The sequence below is a fragment of the Pectinatus cerevisiiphilus genome, assembly GCF_004341685.1.
Lineage (GTDB): Bacteria > Bacillota > Negativicutes > Selenomonadales > Selenomonadaceae > Pectinatus > Pectinatus cerevisiiphilus.
Window position 1 is genome coordinate 80,823 of the sequence record NZ_SMAA01000001.1, and the last position, 14,352, is coordinate 95,174.

At 38.8% G+C, this 14,352-nt stretch carries 12 protein-coding genes; 7 read left to right on the plus strand and 5 right to left on the minus strand.

Annotated elements, in window-relative coordinates; translation table 11 throughout:
* Nucleotides 1-63: 63 nt before the first annotated feature.
* The 3 genes from EDC37_RS00365 to EDC37_RS00375 form a co-directional block, all read right to left on the minus strand.
* A complete protein-coding gene (locus EDC37_RS00365; protein ID WP_132546889.1) occupies nucleotides 64-2,049 on the minus strand; it encodes a methyl-accepting chemotaxis protein in 1,986 nt (661 codons plus the stop codon).
* A 383-nt stretch (nucleotides 2,050-2,432) separates the two neighbouring features.
* Complete coding sequence (locus EDC37_RS00370) at nucleotides 2,433-2,864, minus strand: flavodoxin (protein ID WP_132546890.1); 432 nt, start codon at nucleotides 2,862-2,864, stop codon at nucleotides 2,433-2,435.
* Between the two features lie 21 nt (nucleotides 2,865-2,885).
* Entirely contained in the window at nucleotides 2,886-3,458 is a 573-nt protein-coding gene (locus EDC37_RS00375) for a DUF3793 family protein (protein ID WP_132546891.1), read from the minus strand.
* Between the two features lie 226 nt (nucleotides 3,459-3,684).
* Here EDC37_RS00375 and EDC37_RS00380 point away from each other — a divergent pair, with 226 nt between their 5' ends.
* The 5 genes from EDC37_RS00380 to EDC37_RS00400 all read left to right on the plus strand — a co-directional run bounded on the left by EDC37_RS00380 (nucleotide 3,685) and on the right by EDC37_RS00400 (nucleotide 8,688).
* Nucleotides 3,685-3,891: a 50S ribosomal protein L9 gene (locus EDC37_RS00380; RefSeq protein WP_132546892.1), complete on the plus strand. Its 207-nt coding sequence runs from the start codon at nucleotides 3,685-3,687 to the stop codon at nucleotides 3,889-3,891.
* A gap of 240 nt (nucleotides 3,892-4,131) precedes the next feature.
* Complete coding sequence (locus EDC37_RS12460; RefSeq protein ID WP_231040011.1) at nucleotides 4,132-4,614, plus strand: HMA2 domain-containing protein; 483 nt, start codon at nucleotides 4,132-4,134, stop codon at nucleotides 4,612-4,614.
* 14 nt (nucleotides 4,615-4,628) lie between these two features.
* Nucleotides 4,629-5,204 carry an HMA2 domain-containing protein gene (locus tag EDC37_RS00390; protein ID WP_132546893.1) on the plus strand — a complete coding sequence of 192 codons (576 nt, stop codon included), beginning with the start codon at nucleotides 4,629-4,631 and terminating at the stop codon, nucleotides 5,202-5,204.
* Between the two features lie 8 nt (nucleotides 5,205-5,212).
* Nucleotides 5,213-7,366, plus strand: coding sequence for a heavy metal translocating P-type ATPase (locus EDC37_RS00395; RefSeq protein WP_231040012.1), 2,154 nt, complete (start codon nucleotides 5,213-5,215; stop codon nucleotides 7,364-7,366).
* Nucleotides 7,367-8,142: 776 nt separating this feature from the next.
* On the plus strand, nucleotides 8,143-8,688 hold the full coding sequence (locus EDC37_RS00400; protein ID WP_132546894.1) for an NADH peroxidase: 546 nt from the start codon (nucleotides 8,143-8,145) through the stop codon (nucleotides 8,686-8,688).
* Between the two features lie 286 nt (nucleotides 8,689-8,974).
* Here EDC37_RS00400 and EDC37_RS00405 read toward each other — a convergent pair whose 3' ends face one another.
* Together EDC37_RS00405 and EDC37_RS00410 are read right to left on the minus strand one after the other, a co-directional pair.
* A complete protein-coding gene (locus tag EDC37_RS00405; RefSeq protein ID WP_132546895.1) occupies nucleotides 8,975-10,735 on the minus strand; it encodes an ABC transporter ATP-binding protein in 1,761 nt (586 codons plus the stop codon).
* Nucleotides 10,732-12,468, minus strand: a complete 1,737-nt coding sequence (locus EDC37_RS00410) for an ABC transporter ATP-binding protein (RefSeq protein ID WP_132546896.1) — start codon at nucleotides 12,466-12,468, stop codon at nucleotides 10,732-10,734. Before EDC37_RS00410 ends, EDC37_RS00405 begins: the two co-directional genes overlap by 4 nt.
* Before the next feature lie 135 nt (nucleotides 12,469-12,603).
* Between EDC37_RS00410 and EDC37_RS00415 the strand changes: the two genes are divergently transcribed.
* Both EDC37_RS00415 and EDC37_RS00420 read left to right on the plus strand, forming a co-directional pair.
* Nucleotides 12,604-13,470 (plus strand): LysR family transcriptional regulator, encoded by an 867-nt coding sequence (locus EDC37_RS00415; protein WP_132546897.1) that lies wholly within the window; start codon nucleotides 12,604-12,606, stop codon nucleotides 13,468-13,470.
* A gap of 135 nt (nucleotides 13,471-13,605) precedes the next feature.
* Nucleotides 13,606-14,325, plus strand: coding sequence for a flagellar brake protein (locus EDC37_RS00420; RefSeq protein ID WP_132546898.1), 720 nt, complete (start codon nucleotides 13,606-13,608; stop codon nucleotides 14,323-14,325).
* The last annotated feature ends 27 nt before the right edge of the window (nucleotides 14,326-14,352 follow it).

Below are 14,352 nucleotides of genomic sequence, written 5' to 3' on the forward strand. Positions count from 1 at the left end.
ACACCCCTATAAATCAGTAATATTAGGATTTATAGGGGCTTTTTTGTTAGGGATTATTAGTGATTATATTTTAAACACATTTATAGCGTCTTGCAGCTCTTGGGCCATCTGGGAAAGGCTTTGGCTGGCAGAGGCTATTTCATCCATTGAAGCCAACTGCTGCTGAGCAGCGGCCGAAACCATTTGTGATTCATCGGCATTTGATTTACTTACATCATCAATAGTCTTTATAGATTTATTTAGTTTTTCACTATGGGTGGCAATTTCCTGTAAAGCAGCATGGATGTTTTTAATGCCGCCCGTGCTGTTGTGGATGAGGCCGGCTATTTGTTTTAAACTATTGCCGACTGTATTGACACTTTCCACACCTGATTTCACTTTGTCATTACCGGCAGACATGGTTACTACGGCAGATTCCGTATTCTGCTGTACAGTGAGGATTTCTTCGGATATTTTCTGTACAGCCAGCTGGACTTCTTCTGCCAGCTTTCTAACTTCTTCGGCAACAACGGCAAAGCCGCGTCCCTGCTCACCGGCACGGGCTGCTTCGATAGCGGCGTTGAGTGCCAGTAAATTTGTCTGGGAAGCTATACTGGAGATGGTTTCGGTTATTTGACCGATCCGTTTGGATTGTTCGCCCAGTTTTATAATGACATTAGTGGAATCCTGCACGGAAATTTCTATTTCTTCCATATTTTTTATCATGCGGTCGACATCATTACTGCCATCATCAGCGTATTTTGCCACCTGTATTGATTCATCGGCAACATGGACACTGTCATTGACGATTTTTTCAATCGTAGTATTCATTAAATTTACTGTTGATGATACTTCATCAGTGGAAACTGTTTGCTTGTGGATGCCATCAGCCACAGTCGTAATTGAATTGGCCACTTGGTTGGCAGATTGGACTGTTTGGGAAGCGCTGGCAGTCAGTTCTTCACTGGAGGCTGCGATATGTTCGGATTTTTCCTGTACTTTTTTGATAAGACTGTACAATTCATCGCGCATTTTATTGAAACCAGTAGATAAAAGAGCTATTTCGTCTTTACCTGTTACTGTTATTTTTTGGGTAAAATCGCCGGCAGCAATTTTTTCTACATGTTCAGACAAAGCCTGTAAGGGACGGGTAAACTTTTTGGCCAATAAATTAGTGGCAATAAAGACGATCACTAAGGCAAGAATAGTGCCTATTACAAATATCCATCTGAGCGTGTTGAGTGGAGCATAAGCAACAGCTGTAGGGACATTTATACCCAATATCCATTGTGTGGACGGGATTTTTTCATAGACGAGTAAAAGTTCTTTGCCATCTAAGGAATAAGTTGTCATTCCTTTGGTTTGATTGGCACTGTCTAATTGGTCAAGGGCATCACTCAGCGGTTTAAGGGCAGCTGTTTGTTTTATGTTTTTATTTACAGCGTCTTTATCAGGATAAGCCATTACCGTTCCCTGGGTATTAATAAGAAAGGAAAAACTTTCATCAAATGGTTGTATTTGATTTACTGTTTTTAAAATAGTATCGATAAGTACGTCCTCGGATAATACACCACGTAATTGACCGGCACTGTTTTTCATAGGAATGCCGATAGGCAGCGCCATTTTGTTGGTGACTTTATCAAGGTAAGGTTCGCCAAAAGTGAGTTTGCCAGAAGAGGTGGCATCCTTGTACCATGAACGGGTACGGGAGTCAAAATCGGCAGGAGGAGTCCAGCCGGAGCCATCGACGATGGAGCCATCAGCATTGCCAAAATATAAATCACTGATATCGTTGTCAATGTTTTTGAAACCGCTTACCAGAGAATTTGAGATGGGGCCATCTTGGGAAATTTCATTGATTGTTGCAGCCTTGGTGTTGATTACGGCCGCCTTGCTAGAAAGCCAGCCATCAAGCTGGTTTGTGGTTGAGCTGATAATTTCTTGTGCTCTTGCTTCAATTTGTTCCTTCAGCGTTCCTTCTGCATAAAAATATGCCACACATGAGATCATTATGACGATTACGGTCATAAGCAGTGAGAAAACAAGAGTCATTTTACCTTTTAAATCCATTTAAATACCCCCGATTCATTTCTCAGGATAATAAAAAAAAGACTTAAGACAGCGGAAGCTTCTTAGTCTTCTTCGACAAAGAATATTGATTTTTGTCAGCTGGCTATATTCATGCCTATAATACGTTTACTAAAGTAAATTGGGCAGAAAAAGCAGCTAAATAATTGCCATGTAAACAAAATTTAGGCAAAAAAAGATTATCAAAAACTTTCCTTATATAATACAATAATTGCAGTATATTGTCTATATATAATATTTAATTTGTGTCAATTTGCGAAAAAAATAAAACAGCAGATTAAAAATACCTTGAAACTTTCATTGGCATTGAATAGTTCCAAGGTATTTTGCTATTTAGGGATATTGTTTTTATTATCTATATTATTTTAAGCTTTGGCAAAAAGCATACCAAAATTATTACAAGCTTTTTTGTCTTTTTCATCTGGCGTACTATGTACAATTAGACCTTTGTCGTCAAATAAAGAAGCTTTATCATTTTTAACTCTTTCCTGCCAGGTACGCATCCATTCACCGTCTCCCCAGTCATATGAACCAAACAGAGCAACAAGTTTATTAGCAAGATGCGGTTCGAGTTCTGAAAATACCGGTTCAAATTCATCTGCATCTAATTCTTCCGCGCCCATAGCGGAGCAGCCAAATGCTACTTTGGCAAATTCGTCTATGCGGTTTACGGGAAATTCAGAAACCTGGAACAGTTCACAATCACTGCCGGCCTGTTTTATTCCCTCAGCGATAGAATGCGCCATTTGTTCTGTGTTACCGGAGGAGCTCCAATAAATAATTGCGATTTTTCCCATGATATTACCCCTTTTCTTTAATTAGACAGCTGTTTCGATAATATTTTCGAGACTTTTACCTTCTGCCAAATAAGAACAAAAACGATTACAACATTTAGTATACTTGGAAAATAATTTTTCAGCCGATTCAATATCCGAGTATACTTTCCATTGACCGCAGAATTTAAAATTTTGTCCGTTGTTTTTTATAAAACCTTTAACATCAAGGAGCGGATATCCTAAAAAGAGACCTATCTCATGCGGGAACCCTTTTTGCAGATGCATACGTATTTTTAAGTAACGAAGACACGACAACACACTCGTAAAATCTTTGTAGCCATAATATCTCAGAAAAGCTTGATTGCACTCATCAGAGAGAATTTTAGCAAGATTTGCTTTGTGGTAGATAAGTAGAAGACGATAATTTTGTGATTCAGATACGGTAAACATAAAAACATTATTGCAACTTAGGCATTTTCTATATTTTTGCTGGATTTGCCTGAAATTATTTATTTTGTTTTTATTTATTGAAATTAAGTTGCCGGATTTTATTCCAGCCAATGTCGGGGCGCAATGAAACGCAAGTAAATGTTCAAATTGCTTAAAAGACTCCATATATCCACCTCCAAATAGATGATAATGATTTTCAATAGCAACAATCAAATTATAATATAAATGATAATTATTTTCAACAACTTTTTAAAAAAAAATTAAAACGTTGTTGATGTTAATTATTAAAATCTATATAATAAAGTTATGTACATGTAAAAAATGTTTTAACAGACGAGACATTTTTTATTATATTTGTAATATGTTTATATAAAATAAGGGGGATTTACTTATGTTTTCCAGAGGAGATTTTTGGATTGGAATGGCTGTTGGTGTAGTTGCAGGGATTGTGGGATATAAATATGCGGCAAGCCGTAACGCTTCTTTTCAGCCTGCAACTGTAGGTACAGCGGAAGTACCGATGGCTGAACTTATCAAACAGAAGGAAGAATTAGAAGATATGATCGCTGCACAAGAAGCAGCAAAGCAGGAAAAATAATAGCTTTTGATTCATAAGGAGAGATGCTTGGCAAGGTAGTTTAGGCATCTCTTTTTTTATAAGAAGAAAGTTGATCTGACAAAATAGTGGATAATAATTGAAGATGTGGTAAAATCAGCTGGACTGCTTATTTTGTCTGTATTTTTCTGAGAAGATTTTAAAAATATATGAGAAAAGAAAAATAATAAGTTGTCCAGTTTTTTTATTTGCCGATACCAGTTCGGGGAAGGAAGGATCATTATGCGAAAAATGTCTTTGCGATTGCCGTTGTTGTTAAGTATGGGCGGTACGATTTTTTCTTTGATGGGCAGGCGAGGTATGCATAAATATTGGGGAGTAATTTTTACATGTTTTTCGTTTTGGCATGTTTATCAATACAGAAGAAAAATATACAAAGATTTTTATGATTTAATGGAGGAATGGAAAAAATTGGATATATTTTCGTCATTTTTGCCGAGCATGGATTTGGCATCAATCATTAAAAAAGCGGAAATTGCTTCATATATCCCAGGACGGATAAGAATTTACAGCAATCAACTGGTGAATAACGGCTATGCTGAAACCGTCCTGCAAAAAATGATTGGCAGTTATAAAGAAATTGATAATGTAAAAGTAAATATTGTTACGGGATCAGTACTCATAGAATACCGTCCAGAGGTACTTCGCAGAAATAAGGAGTTAGCTGATATTGAACGATATATAAAAAACAAGATAAATAGATAAGAGGAGGTCTTTATATGTCATATGCTGCCGGAATGGCTTTAGGACTCAGCATCGGCCAGAAAGTTTTTGAGTTGTTTAACGATGGGGTAGCAAAATCCAAGAGTAAGGTTTGCGATGTTGTAGTATGTATGCATCTAGTTCATTCACTACCGGGGCGGCGCCGTTATGTTATAGCGGGTTTGAAAAACAATATAGGTCTTGCTGCCATATTGGAAAATTATTTATCACAATTGATATATGTAAAAAAAATAAGTGCAAATCCAATTACCGGATCACTTTTATTAGAATATAATTGCGAAGAAGAAACAGTAGATGATTTAGTAAAATATTTATCAGACCGGGTTTTCGGAACAGTTGACTGTATTAGTAGAATGGGAAATAAAGAATTGGCTGGTCTCGGTAGCCAGCTTTATGATTTTTTTGTTTATTGGAATAATTACTTGAAAGAAAAAACAACTAATGCCATTGATTTTCGCTCTCTCACCGCCTTTATGTTTATAGTTGCGGGATTGCGTAAACTTGTGATGAGAAGACAGACGCCGGCTGCACCGCAATTATTATGGTGGGCGTTTTCTCTGCTTAGGAGATGAAGATGTAGATGAAAAAGTATTTTTTTCGACGGATAAGATTGTCCGTGCCAATGAACAAACGGATGCAGTTCCTTCTTTGTATGCGCTTGCAGACGGGTTCAGATATTGCTTTTGCCAACATAAAAAATGGTGTTCTGACGGTTTATTATGAAGGCAGATGGAAAAATAGCTGGTTAACTGATGCCATGAGCGGTAAAATTGTTGAAGCTGCCCCTAGAAAGAGCAAGGGAAAGAAAGGGAAGGGCAAAGAGGTTGCTGCGGCGGAAACCCAAACTGAAAAATTTGGGCGGGAAGCTTTTGTTTCATTAGGTGGCTTTGTTTTCTTTCAAGTGCTGAAGAAATTTTATCCACAATTTTATGTTAGTATAAGATTACTGCGCAGTGCTTTCGTTTTATTTTCTGCACGTAAGATTATCCATAAAGGATTCGACAGTATTGTCAAAGAAAGGGAAGCCAATGCGGATACACTTACGGCTACTGCCGTAATAGCTTCCGTTATCGCCGGCAAACCTGAATCCAGCTTGACTTTGTTGAGCTTGTCCAATGCGGCAGAAATGCTCACCAGTTATGCTGCGGAACGGGCGAGAAAGCATATTTCCGATTTGTTGAGCCTTGACCAGCAGTTTACCTGGCGGATAGATGCTGATGGTGTAGAACGCCGTACTGCTATAGAGGATATACGGCCTAACGATAAGATTTGCGTTCATTTAGGCGAAAAGGTATGTATTGATGGTATCGTAATAGAAGGCAGCGCTGCAGTCGACCAGGCATCTATTACTGGTGAATCACAGCCGGCCATGAAGCATAAAAATTCACGTGTATATGCGGGCAGTGTGGTGCAAAATGGCGGACTTACCATTTTAGTTGAAAAAGTCGGCGATGATACCTCTATTGCCAGAATAGTCCATTTGGTAGAAGAAGCGCAGACACGCCGCGCACCTGTACAGAATTTTGCTGATCGTATGGCTAATATGCTTGTACCTGTTTCTTTTATAGGAGCGGCATTAGTATATGGGGTAACACGGGATTGGCAAAGAGTGATGAATTTGCTGTTTATTGATTTTTCCTGCGGGTTAAAATTGTCAACGGCTACGGCTGTTTCTGCGGCCATCGCCAGAGCTGCCCAACAGGGGATATTGGTCAAAGGCGGCAATTATATAGAAACACTTGCTGATATTGATACCATAGTATTGGATAAGACAGGAACGATAACTTTAGGGATACCGCAGATTGCTGCTATCCATACTACAGGTGGAGTAAAAGAAAAAGAACTGCTGCTGTTAGCTGGATCTATAGAAAAACATTCACTGCATCCTTTGGCAGTAGCTATCCAGAAATATATTAAAGACCATAAATGGGAAGCACCACCGCATATCAAGACAGAAACAGTAGTAGCCAGAGGTATAAAGGGTACAGTAGCTGATTTTGATGGCGGTAAAGGCGGAACGGTCATTGTGGGCAGCCGTAGGTTTATGCGTGAAGAAAATGTTGTCAATTACAATGAGATAAATGACTTTAAACATACGCTTGGCTCTTCTGTAGTATATATTGCCCGTAATAATAAATTTATCGGCTGCATAGAAATAAATGATCCGATCAGGCCGCAGATGAAGCGGACGCTCAATCAGCTCAGACGCCGCGGCATTGATGAAATAGTAATGCTGACAGGCGATACCGAGGAAGCTGCTAAAGAAGTGGCTTTGAAAATGGATCTTGATTCTTACTACGCAGAAGTATTACCGGAAGATAAGGCGGATATTGTTCGGCGCTTACAGAAGAATGGACGTGTCCTGATGGTCGGCGACGGCATCAATGATGCACCGGCACTTTCTTTTGCTGACATTGGCGTTGCCCTTGGCGGACGGCGGACAGATATTGCTGTTGAATCATCTGATATAACGATAAATTCGGATGACCCGTCTAAACTTATGGAAATAACGCAAATTGGCGATGATACCATGAATATGATCAGACAGAATTTTACGGCCACGATCACATTAAATTCTGTTGCAATGCTACTAGGTGCACTGGGGCGGATTAATCCACTTATTGCAGCTGTAATCCATAATGCAGCTACACTGGCAGTTGTTTTAAACAGCGGCAGAATTTTAATTCCACCGCAAAAAGGAATATTACCGATTGGTAATAGAAAGATAAAATAAAAATTATTTTGTCAAATTTTAAAAACGCAGTATATTTTATGCTGCGTTTTTTTGTTTGCAAAAAATAGCTCATATAGTGTATTTAATTGAACTTATCCACAATGTTATGCACATTTTTGTTGATAAGTTAATAATAATGGGGACGAATGTACGTGAATTTTTTTAAAATAATTAATAGAAAAATGATAAAAAGTCAAATATAACTTATGCACAAAGTTATACACATCCTGTGGATAAAATAGATTACATATTAAATCAGTCATAAATCGAAAAATCTTTATAAGACAAGTAAAAAACATAGATTATGAAGCAGAAAAATCATTTGTTATTTATTCACAGTACTATGTGAATAAAATAATTAAAAATTTTTTATGGATATAGAAAAATTTGTAAAACGTTAATATAAAAAAATAAAATTCCGCAAAAAAAACACATTTTTAGAATAAAATATAAAAAATGAGTCATATATTGATTAAATATACTTTTAAATAACTATGCACGTACTGAAAATATAGTTGTTGATAATTTGTGGCAAAAGTTAAAAGAAAATATTACAGATAATAATTATCTTTTAGTATAAAAAACTAAGGGAAAATGAATATCTACAATAAAAAGAATATAGATGAGAAAAATTGAGAATTATGAATAAAAACATATAAAAAACACTTAATATGGAAGTTTTAAAAATATTAAATACTAACTATAATAGGCACATAGAGAAAATACAGCTGCCGAACAAGCTGGATAATAGTTACATATAATTGGAGGAATTTTTTATGAAGAAATGGGTTTGCAGTGTTTGTGGATATGTATTTGAAGGAGAAAAACCACCAGTTCAGTGTCCTATATGTAAAGCACCTGCTTCTAAATTTGTTGAACAGGCAGGAGATTTAGTATTTGCTGCAGAACATCGCGTTGGTATAGCAAAAGGTGTTGACGAACGTGTAGTAGAAGGACTGCGCCAGAATTTTAATGGTGAATGTTCTGAAGTAGGTATGTATCTTGCTATGAGTAGAGTTGCTGAACGCGAAGGTTATCCTGAAATATCGGAAGCCTACAAGCGTTATGCTTTTGAAGAAGCTGAACATGCGTCTAAGTTTGCTGAATTACTCGGTGAAGTACTGACAGACAGCACCAAAAAGAATTTGGAAATGCGTGTTGCTGCTGAACATGGTGCATGTCAGGGTAAGCTTGATTTAGCAAAATTGGCTAAGGAATTAGGCCTCGACGCTATCCACGATACTGTACATGAAATGGCTAAAGATGAAGCACGTCATGGTTGCGGATTCAATGGCTTGCTCAGACACTATTTCGGTAAATAATTTTAGGATAAAATAATTTTGCCATTTATGAAACTCTTATATAAAAAAGAAAAGCTGTGTGCCTAAGGATGGGCACACAGCTTTTCTTTTTTTATTGGGGTGATTTTATATATACATTAAGGGGTAACCTGTTTATTATAGGGAACACGGTATATTGTTTTAGCCTACCCTAGGGAAATTACGCTCACAATTTATATATGAAAATAAATGGGTCTAATGGATAGCAAGTGGCTTTAATTACTGGTATAGCGATAGGCTGCATATAAAGCATCGGTAAAAAATGATTTTAATCAGCGCTTTCGACAGACCCGTTTTCCTGGGCGAATTGGCTATTGTAAAGTTTTGCATAATAGCCATTTTTTTTCAATAATTCTTCATGTTTACCGCATTCGACAACGTGTCCCTGATCCATGACAATTATTTCATCCGCATTGCGGATGGTCGATAAGCGATGCGCGATGATGAAACTTGTACGTCCCTGCATCATTTTTAAAAAAGCTTTTTGGATACGCAGCTCTGTACGTGTATCAATGTTGCTGGTTGCTTCGTCTAAGATGAGTATAGGTGGGTCTATCATCATAACGCGGGCAATGGTGAGAAGCTGTTTTTGACCTTGCGAGAGGTTACCACCGGCATCCGTTATTATGGTGTCATATCCTTGTGGTAAGCGGCGGATAAAGCTGTGCGCATCTGAGGCCTTAGCAGCGGCTATTATTTGTTCCTCTGTTGCCTCAGGCATACCATAGGCTATATTTTCACGAATGCTGCCTGTAAATAACCAGGTGTCCTGTAATACCATGCCGAAGTTGCGGCGCAATTCATCGCGGGAAAGGTCGGTGATGTTTTTACCATCTATCAATATACGGCCTTCATCTAGTTCGTAAAAACGCATTAAAAGGTTGACAAGTGTTGTCTTGCCTGCGCCGGTACGCCCTGCGATAGCTATTTTTTTCCCTGGGGCTACAGTAAGGTTAAAATCTTTTATCAAAGGACGGTTTTGTTCGTAGGCAAAGCTGACATGGTCAAAGACAATATGTCCTTTGAGCTGAAGTGGAACAGGCGAAGCTGGTTTGTCCGCCTCGCTTGGGAGATCCAAAAGATAAAAAATACGTTTGGCTGAAGCAGCGGCACTTTGCAACTGTGTAAAAACTGCGGTGATATCGTTGAAGGGTTTGGCAAAGAGACTCGAATAGATGAGGAAACTGGCTATATCACCTACGGTTATCTGCCCCATTATGGTCAGAACGCTGCCGCTGACACCGATCACGGCATAGGTTATATTGTTGACAAGGCGTGTTGACGGGTTAGTGAGAGAACCAAAAAATTGCGCGCGGACACCTTTTTCATACAGTAATTGGTTTAAGGCTTTGAATTTGGCAAAAGATCTATCTTCACAGGTAAATGCCTTGATGACATTTTGGCCGGCGATGCTTTCTTCGGCATAACCGTTCAGTAGGCCTAGATAACGAGCCTGCGCTTTAAATAAGTTTTGCGTCTTTTTGGTGATAAAACGAGCCATAAAATATGTTCCGACTGCGGAGAGAAAGACAACAATTGTCATTTTGGGGCTTATATAAAGCATGAAACCTATAGCTCCGAAGATAGTGACTATACCGGTGAGGAGGTTGGCCATGCCTTGAACCATACCATCGGCAATGGTATCAATGTCATTGATAAAGCGGCTGACGATATCACCATGTGAATTGTGGTCGTAAAAACTTACGGGTAATTTGTTGATTTTAGTGAATAACTGATGGCGCAGTTTATTGGCAGTTTTATATGAGATTTCATTGGTAAAATATGTTAAAGTCCAGACAAAAAAACTATTCAAAATGTAAATTAGTGATAATAATTTTAAGATGTCAATGACCATGGCGAAATTAACCATGCCTGGCCCAACCATGGTATCAATGCTGCGGCCTATGTATAAAGGACCGAGCAGGCTGGCAATGACGCTTATAAGTGCCGAAACCAGTGAAAAAGTAAGATAGCCGGGATAACAGGTAATGTAACTGACGCAGCGCGATACAGGCCGACTGATTTTCATGCGTATACCTCCTTGGAAGAAAGCTGTGACAAACAGATTTCGCGATATACTTCACAATCTTTTATCAATGCTGTATGTGTACCGCAGCCAGCTAAAAGACCGTCGTTGAATACAAGAATTTTATCGGCATATTTTATTGAACTGGCTCGTTGTGAAACAATGAGGACAGTGGTCTTTGTATAATTTTTTCTAATGGCGAAACGGACGGCAGCGTCAGTAGCAAAATCAAGGGCACTGGTCGAATCGTCGAGAATGAGGATTTCGGGCTTTTTTACTAAGGCACGTGCTATTGTCAGCCTTTGTTTCTGCCCGCCGGAGAAGTTCAGGCCGCCGCGTTCCACCATGGTTTTATATCCGTCAGGTAATTGGTCAATAAATTCTGCTGCCTGGGATATTTGGGCAGCCTTTTGAAGTTCATCTAGTGAGGCTTTTTCGTCACCCCAGCGCAGGTTTTCTTCAATAGTGCCTGTAAAGAGAATTGCTTTTTGCGGAACTATACCAAATTTTTTTCGCAGATGTGCCAATTCCCAGTTGCGGACGTCAACACCTTCAATGAGCACCTGACCTTCAGTAGTATCATAAAAGCGCGGCAATAGATTTACGAAGGTGGATTTACCGGAACCGGTACTGCCGATTATTCCCACTGTTTCACCGCTATGGATATCAATGTTTAGATGGGAAAGTGCCATATCACCGGTGCTGCTGTATTTAAAAGATACATCATGCAGGCTGATCAGAGGAGCGTCATTATTGGCCGACAAAGGAATGGATACTGATGATTCGGGCAGAGAGGACACTGTATCGAGCACTTGGTTGACACGGGTAGCTGAGGCAAAGGCTTTGGTGAAAATTACCACTAAATTAGAAATAACAATGAGTGCGAGCAGGATTTGTGTTACATAATTGGCAAAGGCAATTATTTGGCCCTTAGCCAGAGTACCTTCATTGATGTGGCTGCTGCCGACCCAGAGGATCATGATAATAACGGTATTCATGATAAAAGTGGTAAGTGGGTTTAAAAGGGCGGAAACATGGCCTATTTGCAAGGCGTTAGCCATAAGGTCATCATTTGTTTTATAAAAGCGCTTTTTTTCTTTTTGTATTTTAGCGAATGCCCGAATAACTCTTACGCCTTCTAAGTTTTCCCGCAATACTGCAGCAGTGCGGTCAAGTTTCTTTTGGTATGAGCTATAGAGGCGGGAGGAGCGTTTGACGATGAAATAAAGAAGTAAAGCAAAGATCGGGGCTGCTCCCCATAACAAGAGGGACAACCGTAAATCCAGCAGCATGGACATGACAATGGCGCCAATGCAGATGAAAGGAGTACGGACAACAAGGCGGATAAGCATGGCAACAGCGAGCTGGAGTTGATTGATATCATTGGTTATTCGGTTGATCAGTGATGCGGTTCCTAAATTATCAAGTTCAGTATGGGAAAGTGATTGTATATGTTGAAATACAGTATTGCGCAGGGTGGTACCAAAACCTTGTGAAGCTTTGGCGGCGAAGTACTGGCAGACCATAGAGCAACAAAAGCCCAAGATTGCCATACCAAGCATCCAGCCTCCCATACGAAGTACATAAGGTAGATCGTGTTTGGCTACCCCGTTATTAATAATAAATACCATCATTGTGGGCAGCAAAAGTTCTAAAATAGCTTCGAATAATTTAAAGATCGGTCCTATAAAACATTCTTTTTTGTAATCCTTCAGGAAAACAGCCAGCTTGAACAAAGTGACCATACCCTTCCATAAGCTTTTTACTTGTAATTCATAATAATTACAAGTATGATTATAATATAAAAAAATATATATTAAAAATATTTAAATTATTAGTATTACATATTAAAAAAATATGGGAGAATATATATGGATATACGGCAGTTAAAATATTTCCTTACCATAGCTGAAGAAGGACAAATCACAGCCGCGGCCAAGAAACTCTGGATGGCACAGCCGCCGCTCAGCCATCAGATGAAAATGTTGGAGGAAGAGCTGGGCGTAGTACTTTTTGAGCGTGGGCCAAGGCAAATATACCTGACGGATGCTGGTAAAATACTTTTTAAGCGAGCCAAACAGATAATAGAGCTTGTCGATTCAACGAGCAAGGAAATAGAGGATTTAAAACGGGGCTTTAGGGGAACGTTAAATATAGGGACAGTATCTTCTTCAGGTAATATTTTATTGAATGAGGGAATTGCAAAATTCCATAAAGAGTACAGCGGTGTAAAGTTTGAAATACACGAAAGCAATACATATACACTCATTGATTTACTTACCAAAGGACTCATTGAGGTCGGTATAGTCCGAACACCATTTAAAAATGAGCTTTTCCACTGTTGTTACGCAAAGGAAGAGCCCATGGTGGCAGCCATGGATAAGAAGTATGATTGGTGCGGTGATAAGCAGATAGAAATGAAAGAATTGGCAGGACGTCCGTTGATAATTTATAGGCGTTTTGCTAAAATTATAAATGAAGTTTGCGAATTTTATGATTTTGTTCCTGAGGTTTTTTGCCATACAGACGATGCGCGTACTTCCATACTTTGGGCCAATGCCGGACATGGTATAGCAATAGTACCAGCTTCGGCGGTCACACTGGCTTCACATGAAAATCTGTGTGTAAAAGTAATTAAAGAAAAAAAATTGCGTACTAAAATAACGGCTATCTGGATGAAGGGACGGTATTTATCCCTTTTAGCCGAAAAATTTATAAATTATTTTGCCTCGATATAAAGAAGGATAATTAACTGTAAAGGAGAAGACAAATACGGTCAGAAAAATTTAAAGGAGGGCAGGCTGCTTTTATCAGCAGGTTGGTATTTAGAGAAGTTTGATGGGATAAATTCTTAGGGATGAGAGAGAGTAAGCATGGAAAAGAAGATTAGTGACATATTAGAGGCAACGACTGGTGCCGAAGTAGCCTGTGCAAATGACAGAAGAATTTCCTATTTGGCAAGGATTAAGCTTGTCATGAATAGCGAAATAGATTTTACGTTAGTCAAAACAGTCAGCGGCAAAGCTTGTAATGTAAAAGAAGTGCCCTTTAAAAAGGATGATGATATTCTTGTCATATTAAAGACCGCAGACTGTTGCTATAGTTACCAAGAAAAATGTACATACATAAAGATGGGGCATTTCTTCACATTAAGTGTAAAACATCCTACCGTTTTACGCCGGGAACAAAAACGTGAGTTTGTCCGCACACCAATAAGTAAAGATATATTGATTTTTATTGTTGCGCAAAATAAACGACAGGAATGTGAACAGCTATTACAAAACGGTTTTTCGATAAATACACGCCAAGTAAAGAGTTTTGATGTAAGTGGCGGCGGGATAGCTTTTTATGATAAGGCGGCCATTGGCACGAAGACGAATCTGCTTGTTAATCTCTCTTTTATCGCACCTGAATTGAATGATTTTCACCAACCGGCAGAAGTGCTGCGCTGTACAAAAGTAAAGGAAAATGAAGAATTATATCTCATCGGTGCGCGTTTTGTGGAGCTTTCTTTTATGACCCAGCAAAAAATAAACCGTTTTGTGTTCGCCCAGATAAGGGAACGTACGCGGAAGAAAAAAAGTATAGAATAATTATTAACAATAACACCGTATAGATGG